The 16,370-nt window shown below is 65.7% G+C and carries 16 protein-coding genes; 5 read left to right on the forward strand and 11 right to left on the reverse strand.

Going from position 1 to position 16,370, the window contains the following annotated elements:
• Positions 1-8: 8 nt before the first annotated feature.
• The 3 genes from F3J20_RS16575 (at position 9) to F3J20_RS16585 (ending at position 3,278) form a co-directional block, all read left to right on the forward strand.
• Entirely contained in the window at positions 9-632 is a 624-nt protein-coding gene (locus tag F3J20_RS16575; RefSeq protein ID WP_240162818.1) for a TRAP transporter small permease, read from the forward strand.
• 7 nt (positions 633-639) lie between these two features.
• Positions 640-1,992: a TRAP transporter large permease gene (locus tag F3J20_RS16580; protein WP_167049791.1), complete on the forward strand. Its 1,353-nt coding sequence runs from the start codon at positions 640-642 to the stop codon at positions 1,990-1,992.
• Positions 1,993-2,069: 77 nt separating this feature from the next.
• Positions 2,070-3,278, forward strand: a complete 1,209-nt coding sequence (locus F3J20_RS16585) for a porin (RefSeq protein ID WP_167049793.1) — start codon at positions 2,070-2,072, stop codon at positions 3,276-3,278.
• Between the two features lie 242 nt (positions 3,279-3,520).
• On the opposite strand, the gene F3J20_RS16590 is transcribed toward F3J20_RS16585, so the two are convergent.
• The 3 genes from F3J20_RS16590 to F3J20_RS16600 all read right to left on the reverse strand — a co-directional run bounded on the left by F3J20_RS16590 (position 3,521) and on the right by F3J20_RS16600 (position 5,617).
• A complete protein-coding gene (locus F3J20_RS16590; protein WP_167283923.1) occupies positions 3,521-3,712 on the reverse strand; it encodes a 4-oxalocrotonate tautomerase in 192 nt (63 codons plus the stop codon).
• A gap of 92 nt (positions 3,713-3,804) precedes the next feature.
• Positions 3,805-4,581 (reverse strand): class II aldolase/adducin family protein, encoded by a 777-nt coding sequence (locus F3J20_RS16595; protein ID WP_167283924.1) that lies wholly within the window; start codon positions 4,579-4,581, stop codon positions 3,805-3,807.
• Positions 4,582-4,741: 160 nt separating this feature from the next.
• The gene (locus F3J20_RS16600; protein WP_167283925.1) at positions 4,742-5,617 is read right to left on the reverse strand and encodes an urea transporter; all 876 of its coding nucleotides are present in this window, start codon (positions 5,615-5,617) and stop codon (positions 4,742-4,744) included.
• Between the two features lie 185 nt (positions 5,618-5,802).
• On the opposite strand from F3J20_RS16600, the gene F3J20_RS16605 reads away from it, so the two are divergent.
• Positions 5,803-6,357 carry a putative glycolipid-binding domain-containing protein gene (locus tag F3J20_RS16605; RefSeq protein WP_167049801.1) on the forward strand — a complete coding sequence of 185 codons (555 nt, stop codon included), beginning with the start codon at positions 5,803-5,805 and terminating at the stop codon, positions 6,355-6,357.
• On the opposite strand, the gene F3J20_RS16610 is transcribed toward F3J20_RS16605, so the two are convergent.
• From F3J20_RS16610 to F3J20_RS16645, 8 genes are all read right to left on the reverse strand, one after another.
• On the reverse strand, positions 6,332-7,360 hold the full coding sequence (locus F3J20_RS16610) for an alpha/beta fold hydrolase (RefSeq protein WP_167283926.1): 1,029 nt from the start codon (positions 7,358-7,360) through the stop codon (positions 6,332-6,334). The genes F3J20_RS16605 and F3J20_RS16610 overlap by 26 nt on opposite strands.
• Positions 7,357-8,238 carry a metal-dependent hydrolase gene (locus F3J20_RS16615; protein ID WP_167283927.1) on the reverse strand — a complete coding sequence of 294 codons (882 nt, stop codon included), beginning with the start codon at positions 8,236-8,238 and terminating at the stop codon, positions 7,357-7,359. Before F3J20_RS16615 ends, F3J20_RS16610 begins: the two co-directional genes overlap by 4 nt.
• A gap of 103 nt (positions 8,239-8,341) precedes the next feature.
• Entirely contained in the window at positions 8,342-9,250 is a 909-nt protein-coding gene (locus F3J20_RS16620) for an SDR family oxidoreductase (protein ID WP_167049807.1), read from the reverse strand.
• Between the two features lie 44 nt (positions 9,251-9,294).
• Positions 9,295-10,956: an NAD(P)/FAD-dependent oxidoreductase gene (locus tag F3J20_RS16625; RefSeq protein ID WP_167283928.1), complete on the reverse strand. Its 1,662-nt coding sequence runs from the start codon at positions 10,954-10,956 to the stop codon at positions 9,295-9,297.
• 273 nt (positions 10,957-11,229) lie between these two features.
• Positions 11,230-12,096: a MerR family transcriptional regulator gene (locus F3J20_RS16630; protein ID WP_167049811.1), complete on the reverse strand. Its 867-nt coding sequence runs from the start codon at positions 12,094-12,096 to the stop codon at positions 11,230-11,232.
• A 90-nt stretch (positions 12,097-12,186) separates the two neighbouring features.
• A complete protein-coding gene (locus F3J20_RS16635; protein WP_167283929.1) occupies positions 12,187-12,780 on the reverse strand; it encodes a GNAT family N-acetyltransferase in 594 nt (197 codons plus the stop codon).
• Between the two features lie 112 nt (positions 12,781-12,892).
• On the reverse strand, positions 12,893-13,807 hold the full coding sequence (locus F3J20_RS16640; RefSeq protein WP_167049815.1) for a MurR/RpiR family transcriptional regulator: 915 nt from the start codon (positions 13,805-13,807) through the stop codon (positions 12,893-12,895).
• Between the two features lie 109 nt (positions 13,808-13,916).
• Complete coding sequence (locus F3J20_RS16645) at positions 13,917-14,804, reverse strand: DMT family transporter (protein ID WP_167283930.1); 888 nt, start codon at positions 14,802-14,804, stop codon at positions 13,917-13,919.
• Between the two features lie 111 nt (positions 14,805-14,915).
• Here F3J20_RS16645 and F3J20_RS16650 point away from each other — a divergent pair, with 111 nt between their 5' ends.
• Complete coding sequence (locus F3J20_RS16650) at positions 14,916-16,355, forward strand: PLP-dependent aminotransferase family protein (RefSeq protein WP_167283931.1); 1,440 nt, start codon at positions 14,916-14,918, stop codon at positions 16,353-16,355.
• Positions 16,356-16,370: the final 15 nt, after the last annotated feature.

Consider the following 16,370-nt stretch of genomic DNA (forward strand, 5'->3'; position numbering starts at 1 on the left):
CAACGTTTATGGCAGGGCGGCGTGAAGCGTCCCGCGGGAGAGCCCGCGGGCTTTGCGCCGCGCTGTGTCTGGCGCGTGCCGTGCACGGCGGTTGCGGCCGCAGACGTCTGCTGCATTTTCAAGACAGATCGGTCGTAAGAAGGACAGGGTCAATGAGTTTTCTAAAACGCCCAAATGATTTTCTTTTCCACGTGCTGCAGGCAGTGGCGTCGCTCGCGCTCGCCTCGCTGTGTCTGCTCGTGATTTATGGCGTGGTAATGCGCTACGTCTTTGCCGACGCGCCGGATTTCGTCGAGCCGATCGCGCTGCTGCTCGTCATCGTGATCGCGATGTTCGGCGCCGCGCTCAAGGTGCGCGACGGCGGCCACATCGGGCTCGACTCGTTCGTGCGGCGCTTGCCGCCGAAAGGCCAGGCGATCGTGACGGGCATCCAGCATCTTTGCCTGATCGCTTTCGCCGTGGCTGTTTTTTTCGGTTGTCTGGAAATGGCGGAAACCACGATGCAAGACCGCATTCCGATTATCGGCTTGCCAGAAGGGCTGCGTTACTGCATTCCGGTTGTCGCGAGCGTCTGTATCGCGATGTTCTCGGCCGAGCACCTGCTCGAGCTCTTCGCCAGGAAGCAAAAGTAGAACAATCATGGAACTTACCCTTCTTACCGTTAGTTTTCTCGTTTTCCTCTTTCTCGGGGTTCCGGTTTCGTTTGCACTGGGGCTGTCGTGCGTGCTGACGTACCTGTATGAAGGTCTGCCGGCGGCGACCGCGATGCAGGGCATGATCTCGGGGATGAACGCGTTCTCGTTCCTCGCCGTGCCGTTCTTCATCTTCTCGGGCGAGCTGATGCTGCACGGTGGTATCGCCGACCGCATCCTGCGCTTCGCGCAAGCCACCGTCGGTCATTTCCGCGGCGGTCTCGGCATGGCCAACGTGGTCGCCTGCACGCTGTTCGGCGGCGTGTCGGGTTCGCCGACCGCGGACACCTCCGCGATGGGCGGCGTGGTCATTCCGATGATGAAGCGCGAAGGTTATAGCGCGGCTTACGCGGTCAACGTGACGACGCACTCGTCGCTGGCCGGCGCGTTGATGCCGACCTCGACCAACATGATCATCTACGCGTTCGCGGCGCAAGGCGTGAGCGGCGTGCTGCACGGGCAGCGCATGAGCGGCGTGTCGATCGGCGATCTGCTGTTCTCGGGGCTGTTGCCGGTGCTGTGGGTGATGGGCCTCGTGCTGATCGCCGCGTACTGGCAGGCCGTCAAGTACGGCTATCCGCGCCGCCCCGACGGCTCGACCGAACTGCAGCGCTTCCCGGGCTGGATGGCGGTGCTGCGCACCTTCATCGGCGCGGTGCCGGGTCTGATGGTGATCGCGATCATCCTGTTCTGCGTGGCGCGCGGTATCGCCACCGCGACGGAAGCCGCCGCGATTGCCGTCGGGTACTCGCTCGTGCTGACCATCGTCGTGTACCGCTCGATGACGCTCAGCAAGCTCGCTCACGCGCTCGGCAAGGCCGCGAAGACGACGGGCGTGGTGCTGTTGCTGATCGGCGTGTCGAACATGCTGCGCTTCCAGATGGCCTATCTGGAGATTCCGGATGCGATCGAGCGCATGCTCGACGGCGCGACTTCGCTGCCGTGGCTGATGCTGCTGTACATCAACGTGATCCAGGTGTTCCTCGGGACCTTCGTCGACATGGCGGCGCACATCCTGATCACGACGCCGCTGTTCCTGCCGATGGCGATGCACAACGGCGTGGGTCCGGTGCAGTTCGGCATCATGATCCTGTTGAACTGCGCATTGGGTCTCGTGCATCCGCCGATCGGCTCGGTGCAGTTCATCGGATGCGCGATTGGCAATGTGTCGATTGGTGAAACTACTAAGGTGGCGTGGCCGTATTACCTCGCTATCTTCTCGGCCATCAATATCGTTACCTACGTTCCCTGGTTCTCGACCTGGTTGCCAAGTCTGATCAATGGCCACCCGGTGTTCTGATCAAAACAATCCGCTTTTCCACACTCAGCGGCGCTTGGCCCAGGCCGCACAAGAAAGTTTCTAACAGAGGAGTAAAAATGAAGAAGGCACTCGTCACTTCGGCCTTGGGGTTGGTCGCCCTGGGTGCGCATGCTCAAAGCAGCGTAACGTTGTACGGTATCGTCGATACGGGGTTGGGCTGGCAGAACAGTTCCACGACGCTGAGTTCCGGCGCGAAGCCGTCGCCGGGTGGCCGTTCGCAAGTCAAGATGATCAACGGCATCTGGGCCGGCAGCCGTTTCGGCCTGAAGGGTTCGGAAGATCTGGGCGGCGGCACCAAGGCCATTTTCCAGTTGGAAGAAGGCTTTAACAGCGCAACCGGCGCAGAAAGCACGTCGGGCCTGATGTTCAGCCGCCAGGCATGGGTCGGTATGACGAACGCTCAGTTCGGTACGCTGACGGCTGGTCGCCAGTACACGTCGTACTACACGCTGCTGTCGACGTACAGCCCGACCAACTGGCTGACGGGCGCATACGGCGCGCACCCGGGTGATATCGACTCTCTGGATACGCTGTACCGCGCGAACAACTCGCTCGTCTACACGTCGCCGAACTTCTCGGGCCTGACGGTCAGCGGTTCGTACTCGCTGGGCGGCAATCCGGGCAGCTTCGCCGCAGGTCAGACCTGGAGCGTGGCGGCACAGTACCTGCATGGCCCGTTCGGTATCGCAGCCGGTATCCAGCGCATCGACAACGCGGCAACCGTCGCGAACCCGGCGTGGAACTCCACGATGTCGAACAACGGCGCGCAAACGGCCGTGTCGGCGATCAACAATGGCTTCCAGTCGGCAGCGAAGCAGCAGCGCGTTGCAGTGACGGGCGGCTACGCATTCAACTCGCAGTGGGACGTGTCGTTCGCTTACTCGAACGTTCAATACGCTGCGGGTCAGGCGTCGCTGTTCCACGGCACGCAGATCTGGAACACCGGTGGCGCAGTGCTGCACTGGAAGCCGATCTCGGTGCTGGACCTGGGCGCTGGCTATAGCTACACCCGTGCAACGTCGTCGAACGGCATCTCGAACACGGCCAGCTACAACCAGTTCAACCTGTCGCAGTACTACACGCTGTCGAAGCGTACGGGTCTGTACGCGCTGGAAGCTTATCAGCGTGCTAACGGCCAGACGCTGGCAGGCAACGGCAAGACGATCATCGACGCAACCGCAAGCATCGGCGACGCTCAGAACGGTGCTCCGGCATCGTCGCGCAGCCAGGTTGCTGTTGGCGTCGGCATGGTTCACCGTTTCTAAGTGGTTACTGAAAACGTGGCGGCGATGTTGTTTTGCCGCCACGATAAGCGTGTTTTTTAACGCCTTACCAGACCATGTTGCTGCGCGCCTTTGGCGCGCAGTTTTTTTTGCGCGGCCGGTTTTTTTCCCGGATTTTTCCTGTTGGTGCGCGCGCGGGTCTAGCTGGTCCTGGCTGGCTTCGCTTTCGCGCTTCAATTCGGCGACGTCGCGCCTTCGGCGTGACGTCATCGCTTCCAGGCTGCTCAGGCCTCGGTTTCCGACCACAAACGTCCCCCCGTTGCCCAGTTTTCGCGCTTCACGTCGGTGAGGATGATGTCGACCGAGTTCGGCTCGACGCCGAGCGATTCGCAGGTCGCCTGGGTGATCGCTTCGACGAACTGGCGTTTCTGTTCCAGCGTGCGGCCTTCGAAGAGTTCGATATGAAACGTGGGCATGGCATGACTCCGTTGGGAAAGGTGGTCGAGAGTGAAATGAAGCAGGGAGTGAAGCAGGTGGTGCGCATCCGCTCGTGCATCCGGCCGCGCCGCTAGTCGCGATAGCCGCGATCGAGCCGGTCGAGCTTGCGCAGCAGCGCGGGCCATTCGAGTGCGCCTTCGATCGCGCCGCCGTCGTAGAGCTGCTCCGCCGTGCGCGCGGCGATCGCCTCGTTCGGCACCACCAGCGGCGCGCCGCCTGTTTGCGCCCGCAGCTGGATCTCGCAGGCCTTGATGAGCGTCGCCATCAGCACATAGGCTTCGGCGACCGTACGGCCGAGCGTCAGCGTGCCGTGATTGCGCAGCAGCATCGCGGGTTTGTCGGCGAGATGCGCGACGAGACGCTCGCCTTCGGCGGGCGTGAACGCGAGCCCTTCGTAGTCGTGGTAAGCGAGCTGCCCGTAAAAACGCAGCGCGTGTTGCGACGCCGGCAGCAGGCCGGCCGGTTGCGCCGATACCGCGACGCCCGCGGTGTTGTGCAGATGCATGACGCAGAACGCCTCGGCGCGCGCCGCGTGTACGGCAGCATGCAGCGCGAAGCCGGTCGCATTCACCGGATGCTCGCTTGCGCCGACGATATTGCCCGCGATATCGATCTTCACGAGATTCGACGCGGACACCTCATCGAATGCGAGCCCGAACGGATTGATCAGGAAGTGGCCAGGCTCGCCGGGCACGCTCGCGGAAATATGCGTGTAGATCAGATCGTCCCAGCCGTTGAGGGCGGCAAGCCGGTAGGCGGCGGCAAGATCGACGCGGGTCTGCTGTTCCGCCAGCGAGAGCGGGCCGGATTCGGCGATGCGGCCGGCGGGGGAGTGGGTGAACGACATGGCTGACTCCGATCCCTCGCGGGAGGGTGGCTGAAATGCGCGGCCGCGGCAGGCGCGAACCGGCTTGCGATGCTACCGCACAATGCCGGCTTGTGGCGATGCGCGGCAATGCGCGGGGCGGGCGCGGCGCGTGTTCTTGCCCCTGCGCCGATAACGGCTCTCACGGCGATGTGCGGGCGAGACCGCGCTTGAGCCACTGAACGCTCCACGTCGCGAGCACGAACGGCGCCGTCATGACCGGCCAGCCGGCATGCGCGGCCGCCGCTTGCAGCAGCACCGACATCGCGACGCCGCCGAGCATCGGCGCGAAGCCGGCATCGCACAGCGCGAGTGCGGTGAGTATGCCGTTGAAGCCCGACAGGCCGGCCTCGAATGAAGCGGCGTCGGTGCCGGGCAGCAGAGGTGCGGCGCTCGCGAAGCCCGCGCCGACGAGCGCATACAGCGCGTGCCGGCGTGAAGCGGCGGCGATGCCGAGCAGCACGCACACACCCGCCAATGCACCCGACGCAAAACCGGTTTGCGCGAAACCGGCGAGCACGCCGGTGCAGAAACGCAGTGCATCGAGGGGATGAACGGGCGGCGGGCTCGCGTGCCGCGTGCCGTCCGCGATAAACGGCAGCCATAGCCATGTGACGATCAGGCACGGGCTCGACAAGCAGCCGAGCCCCCGCGCGCGCAGCCATCGCGACCACGGTTGCGAAAGCCACGCGGTGCCGGTCGCGGCAAGAATCGCAACCGCCGCCGCAGTTGCCGGATCGGCGATGAAACTGAAAGCGGCGAGCCCCGCGAGTGCGCCATTGAAGCCATGCAGGCCGGCGCTCGTGTCGGGTGCGGGATGGCCGGCGAGCACGGCGCTCACGTTGGCCGCGCTTGCACCTAGCAGCGCCGCGCATGCGAGGCGCGGGTCCGCCAGCAGCCACGCGGCGATCAGGCAGGCGCCGGTGAACGCATTCGCTTGCAGCACGATCTGCCCGAAGCTGCGCAGCAGCGTGCGCAGCGGGGCGCCGAACGAAGGAGATGGCGCGACGGTATGCATCGGGGACGGGCGTGGTTGAGGAATCACGGCAAACCGCGAGCATAGTCCGGCGACCCCGCATGAGGCATCGCTGTGCGTTGATAGTGGCTATTTGTGCGCGAGGCTTTCCACGTCGTGCCCGGATCCGCTTTCGCGCTACGATAAACAACCGGCGCGCGCCGCGCCGTTTCGCGAGGAGACAGGCGATGCGTGAACTACGGTGGGCCTCGGAAGAGGGCGACGGCATCGAACATCTGATGTTCGATGCGCGCGACGACGGCTTCGCGGTCGAGAGTGTCGTCGTCGGGCAGCGCTACGGCAAGACGTATGGGCTGCATTACAGGGTGCGCTGCGATACGCAGTGGCGCACGCGCCATGCGTGGCTGAAGATCGTCGGCGGCGGCGAACTGGAATTGCACGGCGACGGCGCGGGGCGCTGGCACGACGGACACGGTCTGACGTTGGGCGCGCTCGAAGGCTGCATCGACATCGATATTGCCGCGACGCCGTTGACGAACACGCTGCCGATTCGCCGGCTCAAACTGGCCAAAGGCGAGCGCCGGCCGATCGAGGTCGCGTATGTCTCGACGCCGGAGTTGCAGGTTACGCGCGCCGAGCAGGCGTATACGTGCATCGAGCCGGATCGCGAGTATCGCTATGAAGGCCTATTCCGCGACTTCACCGCGGATATGCGGGTCGATCGCGATGGCCTCGTGATCGACTATCCGACGTTGTTTACGCGCTTGCCGCGCGCGCGTTGAGCGTTGTGCCGGCTGTCGTTGTGCTTGTCGTTGCGGCTGCCGTTGCGGCTGTCGTTGCGATTATGCTTGCGGCGTTTTCATCCGCCGCCTGTATTGGCCGTGCGTCGACGAACCGCGCGACATGCGCCGCGATCAATGCGGGATCGCGCAGCACGACCCAGTGGCTCGCGTCGATCTCGGTGCGTTCGTAGGCGCCGAGCCATCCTTCGAGTCCCAGCGATAACGCCGGTCCGACATAGCGGTCGCGCAGCGGCACGATGAACTGTACCGGCGCATGCGCGTGACGTGCGCGCGGCCGCAGCAGTGTGTCGATGAAATTCGCGCGATAAAGATTGAGGCCGTTGATCGCGTTGCGCTTCTGCGCGGGATCGCGAGCCGTGCGTACGTGCTCGGTCGCACGCAGCCATAGCGGCCACGCGTATGCGCCGCCCATGCGCCACACGAGTTCCGGCAGCCACGGCAGATGAAAGAAGAAGATGTACCAGGATTTCAGCGCTTGCCGCACGCCGCTGCCGAACGGGCGCCGCGTTTTGCGCTCTGCCGTTGCGTGCGTTGCGCGTGCCGTACGCTCCGCGCCACCGCCGCGCAAATCGAGCGATGCGTGATCGAGGCACGGTCCCGAGATCGATGTATACGATGCAATACGGCCCTTGAACGCCGGATCGGTGACAGCTTCCCAGCTTTGAATCGAGCCCCAGTCGTGACCGACGAGATGAAACGGCTGCGCGCCGCAGGTTGCATCGGCGACCGCGGCGAGATCGGCGGCAAGACGTTCGAGCCGGTACGCGGCGCGCGTGGCCGGTGCGCCGGACGCGCCCGCGCCGCGCACGTCGTAGGCGATCACCCGATAGCGCGCCTCGAGTTGCGCGCGCACCGGTTCCCACACCGCGGCCGAATCGGGATAGCCGTGCACGAGCACGATCGGCGTGGCGTCGCGCGGTCCGCTGACGTAGACCGCGAGCTGCACGTCGCCGGCATCGACCGACAGCGTCTCGCGTATCACGCGGCCGCCCGCACGCCGCGGCGCGGCGCATTACGCCTGACCGGCGAGTGCGCGTTGGTCGCTTCGACGGCGGCGACGAGCCCGTCGATCCGCGCGAGTTGCGAGCGGTTGTCGTGATCCCACGGATGGAAGCCGGGCCGGAAAAAGCTCAGCCATTCGCCGGCGATGCGTGCAAACACGCCATGGCGCGGACCGTACAGGTACTTCGTGAGACGCCACATGCCGCGCAGGTGTCCGCCGCGCTTGCGATCGGCGACGATGAGCCGCACGTTGTAGTCGAACACGATGAGCCAGAACGTCAGCGTGGTGGCGAGCATCGTGCCGGTGCGCAGCAGGTAGCGCCCGAGGCCGGGTTTGAGCACCGTATTCCAGACGTCGTACGAAACGGACTTGTGCTCGGTTTCCTCGAGCGCGTGCCAGGTCCACATCTGCGTATAGCCTTCGACCGAGCCGGCGATGCGCGTCGAGTCTTCGAGCAGCAGACCGGCCAGCATCGCCGTGTAGTGTTCGAGGCAGACCGTGATCGCGAGCTGATACGAATCGGGCAGTACCTTGCGGAATAGATTGAGCAGCCACCACAGCCGCTTGTCGAGCTTGTGCGCGGGCAGTCCCGCCTGTTGCAGCAGGTCGTTGTACTCGATGTGCTCGCGCGTATGCATCGCTTCCTGGCCGATGAAGCCGAGCACCTGCTTCTTCAGCTCGGGGTCGTCGATCCGGTCGCGATAGTTGCGCACGGAATCCATGAAGAAGCGCTCGCCGGCCGGAAACAGCAGCGAAAGCGCATTGAAAAAGTGCGTGACGTGCGAGCCTTGCGCGTGCCAATCGCACGCGCGTTCCGGCGGCAGATTGAAACGCAGGTCGCGGCGAACTGGCATCATGGCCTGTCTCCCTTGTGATCGCCGGCACGATGACGTGCCCGGTCTTGCCGATTGAGCGCGGCGTGACTAACTCGGTATCGTTGAGCGTATGACATCGCGGACCTCACGCGCGCTTGCCGTCGAGCTGCGCGGCGCGGCGCGCGCGTTTTTCGGCGACGCGCTTGAGCCGGCGCGTCTGCATCACGACGAGCGCCTGATAGGCGGCGGGCAGCGTGCGCGCGAGCCAGTCGGCCGCGCGCGCGTCGCGGCCGATCAGCACGCGCCGTCTGTTTTTGCGCACGCCGTCGAGAATCACGCGCGCGGCATCGTCGGCGCTCGTGATGAAAAATTTCTCGAAGTCGTCCTTACCTTGCTGTTCGTTCTCGACCATGAAGCCGACCATGTTCTGCGCAATCCGGCTCGCTTGCGCGATGTTGGTTCGAATGCCGCCCGGATGCACGCAGGTCGCCGAGACGCCGCATTTCATGAGGTCGAGCTCCTGACGCAACGACTCGGTGAAGCCGCGCACCGCGAACTTGGTCGCGTTGTAGCCGCTCATGCCGGGCTGCGAAAAGAGCCCGAACACGCTCGACGTATTGACGATATGCCCCTCGCCCGAACTCTTCAGATACGGCAGGAACGCTTTCGTGCCATGCACGACGCCCCAGAAGTTGATGCCGACGATCCATTCGAGATCGGCGTACTCCATGCCGTCGATCGTGCTCGACAACGCGACGCCGGCGTTGTTGAACACGAGATTGACGCGCTCGTGTTCGAGCGCGGTGGCGGCGGCCCACTCGAACATCGCCGCGCGATCGGCGACGTCGAGCACACGCGTCGTGATCCGCAGCGGCGCGCCGACCACGTGCGGCGCGGCGGCCTGCGCAAGCTGCGCGGTATCGGCGAGGCTGGCCGGATTGCGGTCGGCGAGCGCGAGATGACAACCCTCGCGCGCGAGCCGGATCGCGAGCGAGCGGCCCATGCCCGAGCCCGCGCCGGTGATCGCGGCCACTTTATCGGTGAAGTGCTTCATTGGCTCCTGTCCTCCCTGATTGCTGCGCTGCCGTCGTTATCCGTTCAGGTCGCTTCCGCCGACGTCACCGCGGCGTTGCCGTGCGCAGGCGCGGGTTGCTGCATCTGCGCTGTGGCGCTCGCGGGATGAGTCGACTGCCTGATCGCCTGCATGCCCGCCTGTACGCCCGCCTGCGGCGCGGGCGCAAGCGCGAAGTAATCGTTCATGCGGAACGTGCTGGTGGCCTGGCGGAACTTGTATGCGAAGCCCGGCCACAACGTGGTGTTCTTGCCCGTCTTCGGATCGAGATACCAGCTCTCGCAGCCGCCCGTCGACCAGATCGCGTGATCGAGCTTGCGCTGGATGCGCTCGTTGTAGTCGCGCTCGACCTGCGGACGCACTTCGATCGCGGCGGCCTGTTCGGTCTTCATCGTCCGCAGCGCCTGCAGGACGTATTCGACCTGCGACTCGATCATGAACACCATCGAGTTGTGGCCGAGACCGGTGTTCGGGCCGACGATCATGAAAAAATTCGGATAGCCAGGCAAGGTCGTACCGAGGTACGCATGCGCGCCGTCGCGCCACGTCTCGACGATATCGATGCCGCCGCGACCGCGTACGACACCGGGTGGAAACGGATCGGCGACCTGGAAGCCGGTGCCGAAGATCAGGCAGTCGGCCGGATGACGCACGCCATCGGTCGTGACGACCGCGTCTTCCTCGATGTGCGCGATGCCGGTGGTCTTCACCGAGACGTTCGCTTGCGCTACAGCCGGGAAATAGTCGTTCGAGATCAGGATGCGCTTGCAGCCCATCGTGTAGTTCGGCGTGAGCGTCGCGCGCAGTTGCGCATCGGGTACCTGGCGGCGCAGATGACGCTCCGCGACTTTCTGCGCGGTCTTCATCAGCGAAGGATGAATCGCGAAGCCGACCGCGCGCGATTCGAGCATGCAGTACAGCGCCGAGCGCATGATCTTCTGCGTGAACGGCAGACGTTTGAACAGCCACTGTTCGAGCGGCTTCACCGGCCGGTCGGCCTTCGGCATGATCCACGGCGGCGTGCGCTGGAACAGATCGAGATGCGCGACGCGCGGCTGGATTTGCGGCACGAACTGGATCGCGCTCGCGCCGGTGCCGATCACGGCGACGCGTTTGCCTTCGAGCGCATAGTCGTGATCCCAGTGCTGCGAATGAAACGCCTTGCCCTTGAAGTTTTCGATGCCGGGAATATCGGGCAGCGCCGCGCGCGACAGGCCGCCCATGCCCGAGATCAGCACGCGCGCCGACCATTGCTGGCCGTTTGCGAAAGTCAGCTGCCAGCGGTGGCGCGTTTCGTCGTAGATCGCGCTCGCGAGTTCATGGCCGAAGCGCAGATGACGCTCGACGCCGAAGCGCCGCGTGCAGTCTTCGAGGTACGCGCGAATTTCGGGCTGGCGCGCGAACATGCGGCTCCAGCGCGGATTCGGCGCGAACGAAAACGAATAGACGTGCGATTGGACGTCGCACGCGCAGCCGGGGTAGTGGTTGTCGCGCCAGGTGCCGCCGACCGAGCCGGCCTTCTCGGCGATGACGAAATCGGTGATGCCGGCCTGGCGCAGGCGGATCGCCATGCCGAGGCCCGCGAAGCCGGAGCCGATGATCGCGATGTCCGTGTGGACCAGCGCTGTATCGAGAGGCGCGCGCGGTTCGGGCGGCGCGTCGTCGTGGGACATCGTGCGGGCGTTCATCCGATCCGTCTCCTTTTTACGCTATTAACTGTTACATTGATTGATGTAACAATAGAGGCTGAGAACGAAGGATGCAAGATGCCGGTTAGACGGCGGGCTCTAGGGTGGGGGCGCGGTGCGAGATGCGCCCGGCGTAGGCGGCGAGGCGCGTGACGGTGTGGGGTGGCGTTGGCCGGTGCCGGGCCTGGATTGCGGTTGCGGCGGGACTGAGTTGCGCCTCGCCAATGCTGGAAGCCGGCGAGGCCGTTTCGCAAAGCGGTGTGGGTGCCCGGCTTACTTCTTCGTCTTACTTTTTTTCTGCGCCGCGCGTTTTGCCGTTTCGCCGTCCGCGGAGTGGCCGAGCTTCTTTTCCATGATTGCGGCGACGCGGTCGCCGAGATAATCGCCGGAAGCTTCTTCGAGCGCGCGGTTCATTTCGCTTTCGACGAGCACGCTCGCCAGCGGCCGCAAGCGCCAGATCGCGTCGACGAGCGCGGGTACGTCGGCGGGCGGCGGCAGCGCATCGGCTTCATAGCGGTCGAGCTGACGCACGACCAGATCGACCAGCGCTTTCGCGACCGCGTTGAAATGCGGCCGCGCGATGCTCACCGCGTCGAGCAGGTCGGTGAGCGGGATGCCTTCCTTCGCCATCGTCGCGCCCGCGGCGAGCGCGGTCGGATTGGCAGAGACGAAAGACAGGCCATTGCGTTCGAGCAGCCCGAGCTCGACCGCTTTCGCGAGCGCGCTCGGCGAGGCTTTGTCGCCGAACATCTGCACCAGCTCGATCAGCGAATATTTTTTCGGCCGCTCGCGCGACCAGCGTCCGCCAATGGCGGTTTCGAGCCCGAGGATCGAGCGCAGGTCGTGACCCTCGTCGACGGCCTTGATGAGGTCCTGGATGTTCGCAAGCGTGTAGCCGCGCGCGAGCAGATGGTTGATGAGCTTCAGACGCGAGACGTGCGTGTCGTCGTACACGCCGACGCGGCCGCGCTTTTCCGGCGGCGCGAGCAGACCGCGATCCTGATAGGCGCGCACGTTGCGCACGGTCGTGTCGCTGACGCGCGCGAGTTCGTCGACGGTGTATTCGTTGCGCGGCGACGCGCTTGCCGGATGGCTGGAACCGGCGGGCGCGGGCGGGGCGGAAGGCGGCGTGTTCGGCATGCCCGGATTTTAACGCGGCAGCGCCGCGCGCCACCAGCGCGCGGGCCAGGTAGCGCGGCTCGCCTCATGGGTTCGCCCCGGAGGCTCGCATCAGCCGCTGATCGCGTCGTCGGGGGCGCTCGAAGCGCCGCGGCCGAGCGTGCGCTGCATCAGCGTCGTATCGAGCCAGCGGCCGTGTTTGTAGCCGACCGCCTTCAGCGTGCCGGTCAACTCGAAGCCGAGCTGGCTGTGTAAAGACAGGGAGCCGCCGCTGCCGCCATCGGCGATTACGGCGATCATCTGGCGCCACGGCCCGCTTTCGCAGCGTTCTATCAGCGCCTGCAGCAGCACGCGTCCGAGGCCGCGTCCGCGATAGGCGTCGCTCACGTAGATCGAGTCCTCGATCGTGTTGCGATAGGCGGCGCGCGGGCGATACAGCGTCGCGTAGCAATAGCCGGCCACCTCGCCGTCGAGTTCCGCGGCCATGTACGGCAGGCCGTGACCGCGCACCGACGCGAGCCGCATGCGCAGTTCGTCGACCGACGGCGGCGTTTCCTCGAACGAAGCGACGCCGGTCAGCACGTGGTGCGCGTAGATGGTCTGGATCGCGGGGAGATCGGCCTCGGTGGCGTCGCGAATCCGTGGCGTGCCGGGTGAGCCCGGGTTGGCAGGGGTGGGCGGGGACGTGGATCGGGTCGGGCTCATGAGCGTTCCTGGCGTGTTGCCGGCAAAGATTTCGACTATGCCTGCCGCGCGCGCGGATTTGAAGCGGGTCAAAAATCCCCGCTATGTGTGGGAGCGTACGAGTGCCGAAGCCTCAAAGATCGAACTGATCGAATTCGCTCTGCAATTCGCGGTTGCGCGCGACGCGCTCGTCGATGGCCGGCCCGAGCCGCTCCACCACGGCCGAGATCAGCAGATTGAACAGGCACGTGAGCGGTGCGAGCGAATCCCAGAACTGGCCGACGTCGGTCTTCACCTGCAGAAGATCGCCCTCGAAATCGCGCGCCCACGGGCAGTAAATGTCGGTGACGAGCGCGAAGGGCAGGCCGCGGCGCGAGGCGGCTTCGCAATAGCGACGCGCGATGGCCGAGTACGCGCGCGTATCGGTGACGATCAGATACGGTGCGTTGAATTCCGAGTTCAGCGAATCGACGTAGGAGCCCGACATGCCGTCGGAATAGAACACGCGCGGGCGGATGTATTCGAGGTAGCTGTAGAACGCATTGCCGATGCCGCGCGTCGACTGGATGCCGAGAATGTAAATGGCCTCGGCATGCGCGATGCGTTCGGCGACGCGCGCGAACACCGGCGAGCGCGCGAGTTCGTACACATGCTGGATCGCGCCGATTTCGAGTTCGAGCGATTGCGCGAGCGTCGCGTCGCGCGCAGACGAAGCGCCGGCATCGCCGGCGGCGGGCGTGCCGCCTTGCGCGTGAGCGGCTTCGTGCGTGCCGCGGCGGAACGCATCGAGCCGGTCGGTGATGAGCCACGGACGTTGCTGTGTGGTGCCGCGCAGTTCGCGCTTGAGATCGTCGAGATTGCGGTAGCCGATGCTGCGCAGAAAGCGGCCGACGGAGATGCCGCTCGTGCCGGCTTGCTGCGCGATCTGGTCAGCGGTTTCGAGGCCGAGCCGGTCGAGGTTCGCGAGCATGTAGCTGGCGACGCGTTTCGAAGTCGGCGTAAGTTCGGCAAAACGGGCTTCGACGGTTTGGGCAAAGGCGGTCGGCATCGGCGGTCGCGGCGCGGGGGTTGAGCTATCGTCGGCATGATGACATATCGACCCGCGGGCCGCGCGATTCGATCCCGAAAAAGGCCGGCGGTTTTGGCCGGCCCGGGTGTCAGGCGGCGCGCCGCGCCGGCGCCGCGCGCGAGAAACGCCGCGCGAAGGCCACGCAGGCGACCACGACGACGGTGACGAGAATCATCGACGGCGGCACCTGTTCGTGCAGCAGCAGTCCCGCGAGCAGCAGGCCGAAGAACGGCTGCAACAGCTGCAACTGTCCGACCGCTGCGATGCCGCCGAGCGCGAGCCCTCGATACCAGAACACGAAGCCGATCAGCATGCTGAAGAGCGACACGTAGGCGAGGCCCCACAGTGCCGCCGCGCCGATGCCCGCGAACGAGGCGGGCCGCGTCCACCACGCGAGCGGCAGCATCAGCGGCAGCGACAGCACGAGCGCCCACGAGATCACCTGCCAGCCGCCGAGATGGCGCGAGAGGCGCGCGCCTTCCGCATAGCCGAGCCCGCAGACGACGATGGCAGCGAGCATCAGCGCGTCGCCGAGCGGCGAGGCATCGATGCCGTGCCGCAACGCGAACGCGACGACCGCGCCGCTGCCGAGCGCCGAAAACAGCCAGAACGCGGGTTGCGGCCGCTCGCCGCCGCGCAGCACGCCGAAGATCGCGGTCGCGAGCGGCAGCAGGCCGATAAACACGACCGCATGCGCGGCGCTCACGTGACGCAGCGCGAGTGCCGTCAGGAGCGGAAAACCGACCACGACGCCGAGCGCGACCACGACGAGCGGCAGCACGTCGCGCCGCACGGGCCGCGTCTCGCGAAACGCGAGCAACAGCAGCAGGCCGAGGAGACCCGCGATCGTCGCGCGCGCGACGGTCAGAAACACTGGGTCGAGCCCTTGCACGGCAAGACGCGTGGCCGGCAGCGAGCCGCTGAAAATCAGCACGCCCGCGAGACCGCTGAGCCAGCCGTTGGTTGTCTTGTCCATTGAAGTCATCCCGCCTGTCGAGGAAGCACCATGATGCGCTCCGGTGCCGGAAACGGTAAGCTACAGATCAGTACACTTTGCACAAACTGTATTGAACATGGAGCAGTACAGATGACGGAAAACGGGAATAGCGGGGCGCCTTCGGGCACCCGGGTCGAGCGCGTGATGAACAGCCTGCGCGAGCGCATCGCGAGCCGTTCGCTGATGCCGGGCTCGCGCGTGCCGTCGATCCGCGCGATGACCGGCACGCTCGGCGTGTCGAAGTCGACGGTGGTGGAAGCCTACGATCGTCTGGTCGCCGAAGGGGTGATCGTCGCGCGGCGCGGCTCCGGTTTCTTCGTGTCGGGCCATGCGCCGCCGTTCGCGCTCGCCGATCTCGGGCCGCGCCTCGATCGCGAGGTCGATCCGCTGTGGCTCACGCGGCAGTCGCTGGAAACGGACTCGAAAGTGCTGAAACCGGGCTGCGGCTGGATGCCGGCGTCGTGGCTGCCCGAAGACGGCGTGCGCCGCGCGCTGCGCGCGGTCGCGCGCGACCCGCAGGCATCGCTTGCCGACTACGCGAGTCCGGCCGGCTGGCCGGCGCTGCGTCAGCAGCTTGCATGGCGGCTCGCGCAGCATGGCGTCGATGCGCCGCCCGAGCAGATCATGCTGACCGACGGCGCCACGCATGCGCTCGACCTCGTGTGCCGCTTCCTGCTCGAACCGGGCGATACGGTGCTGATCGACGATCCGTGCTACTTCAATTTCCAGGCCTTGCTGCGCGCGCACCGCGTGCGGATCGAGAGCGTGCCGTACACGCCGCAAGGACCGGATCTCGCGGCATTCGAGCGCGCGCTGATCGAGCATCGTCCGCGCCTCTACGTGACCAACTCGGCGATTCACAATCCGACCGGCGCGACGCTCGCGCCGGCCGTCGCGCATCGGCTGCTCAAGCTCGCGGGCGAGCACGATTTGCTGATCGTCGAGGACGACATCTTCGCCGACTTCGAGGACGAAGCCGCGCCGCGTCTTGCCGCGTTCGACGGGCTCGCGCGCGTGGTGTCGATCGGCAGCCTGTCGAAGACGCTGTCGGCGGCGGTGCGCTGCGGCTATATCGCCGCGCGCGCCGAATGGATCGAGCCGCTGATCGATCTGAAGCTCGCGACGTCGTTCGGCAACGGCCAGCTCGCGGCGGGCGTCGTGCATCGCATGCTCGTGGACGGCACCTATCGGCGCCATCTCGAAGCGATGCGCGCGAAGCTTGCCGATGCGATGGGCGAGACGATCCGGCGTCTCGGCTATGCGGGCCTCGATATCTGGACGCGGCCGCGCGCGGGGTTGTTCGTGTGGGCGCGTCTACCCGATGGGCTCGATGGCGCCGAGATCGCGCGTCATGCGTTGCCGGCCGGCGTGGTGTTCGCGCCGGGCAACGTGTTCAGCGCATCGCGGGCGGCCGCGGGCTTTCTGCGCTTTAACGTATCGCAATGCAATCGCCCGAAGGTTTACGAGGCATTGCAGCGGGCGATGGAAGCGAGTGCCGTGGCGGGTGCGACGCAGCGCGAGCGCGTTTGAACGCTCGCGTTTTTG

The sequence above is a fragment of the Paraburkholderia sp. Cy-641 genome, from assembly GCF_011752945.1.
GTDB lineage: Bacteria > Pseudomonadota > Gammaproteobacteria > Burkholderiales > Burkholderiaceae > Paraburkholderia.

Bases quoted from the DNA above. Each gene is read 5' to 3' on its own strand.
- F3J20_RS16575 (WP_240162818.1), top strand. From the start codon at position 9: ATGGCAGGGCGGCGTGAAGCGTCCCGCGGGAGAGCCCGCGGGCTTTGC.
- F3J20_RS16595 (WP_167283924.1), bottom strand. From the start codon at position 4,581: ATGTCGTTCACCCACTCCCCCGCCGGCCGCATCGCCGAATCCGGCCCG.
- F3J20_RS16645 (WP_167283930.1), bottom strand. From the start codon at position 14,804: ATGGACAAGACAACCAACGGCTGGCTCAGCGGTCTCGCGGGCGTGCTG.
- F3J20_RS16635 (WP_167283929.1), bottom strand. From the start codon at position 12,780: ATGAGCCCGACCCGATCCACGTCCCCGCCCACCCCTGCCAACCCGGGC.
- F3J20_RS16590 (WP_167283923.1), bottom strand. From the start codon at position 3,712: ATGCCCACGTTTCATATCGAACTCTTCGAAGGCCGCACGCTGGAACAG.
- F3J20_RS16600 (WP_167283925.1), bottom strand. From the start codon at position 5,617: ATGCATACCGTCGCGCCATCTCCTTCGTTCGGCGCCCCGCTGCGCACG.
- F3J20_RS16620 (WP_167049807.1), bottom strand. From the start codon at position 9,250: ATGAAGCACTTCACCGATAAAGTGGCCGCGATCACCGGCGCGGGCTCG.
- F3J20_RS16605 (WP_167049801.1), top strand. From the start codon at position 5,803: ATGCGTGAACTACGGTGGGCCTCGGAAGAGGGCGACGGCATCGAACAT.
- F3J20_RS16585 (WP_167049793.1), top strand. From the start codon at position 2,070: ATGAAGAAGGCACTCGTCACTTCGGCCTTGGGGTTGGTCGCCCTGGGT.
- F3J20_RS16640 (WP_167049815.1), bottom strand. From the start codon at position 13,807: ATGCCGACCGCCTTTGCCCAAACCGTCGAAGCCCGTTTTGCCGAACTT.
- F3J20_RS16650 (WP_167283931.1), top strand. From the start codon at position 14,916: ATGACGGAAAACGGGAATAGCGGGGCGCCTTCGGGCACCCGGGTCGAG.
- F3J20_RS16630 (WP_167049811.1), bottom strand. From the start codon at position 12,096: ATGCCGAACACGCCGCCTTCCGCCCCGCCCGCGCCCGCCGGTTCCAGC.
- F3J20_RS16580 (WP_167049791.1), top strand. From the start codon at position 640: ATGGAACTTACCCTTCTTACCGTTAGTTTTCTCGTTTTCCTCTTTCTC.
- F3J20_RS16625 (WP_167283928.1), bottom strand. From the start codon at position 10,956: ATGAACGCCCGCACGATGTCCCACGACGACGCGCCGCCCGAACCGCGC.
- F3J20_RS16615 (WP_167283927.1), bottom strand. From the start codon at position 8,238: ATGATGCCAGTTCGCCGCGACCTGCGTTTCAATCTGCCGCCGGAACGC.